Origin of the sequence: Paraburkholderia sp. SIMBA_030 (assembly GCF_046535245.1) — a bacterium.
Classification (GTDB): Bacteria; Pseudomonadota; Gammaproteobacteria; order Burkholderiales; family Burkholderiaceae; genus Paraburkholderia.
In genome coordinates this window covers 1-250 of the sequence record NZ_JAWRXB010001224.1, presented here as the reverse complement: position 1 = coordinate 250, position 250 = coordinate 1, and the positions used below count along the sequence as shown (strand labels likewise).

Below are 250 nucleotides of genomic sequence, written 5' to 3'. Positions count from 1 at the left end.
GCCAGTACCAGCGCAACCCAGCCCCAGTGGGGGAATTGTGCGACCGGGATCATGGAAATGATGAACAACGGCACCGTGAAGATCGCACCGACAATCAGGCGCCGTTTCAGGTCCGATTTCGGGGCCACGTCGGCGTGGCCGGGCGGGGCCGGCATGCGTTCTTCAACGACGTCGCGGGAGCCAGGGGTTTCGGTGTCCCGTGCGGCGCCCGCGCCGGCCGTGGCGTACGGGTCGGCCTTGAGGTTTGCCT

At 67.2% G+C, this 250-nt stretch carries 1 protein-coding gene; it reads right to left on the bottom strand.

Annotated elements, in window-relative coordinates; all coding sequences use genetic code 11:
• The coding region (locus SB772_RS43935; protein ID WP_410839018.1) for a hypothetical protein at nt 1–250 on the bottom strand (250 nt) is incomplete at both ends.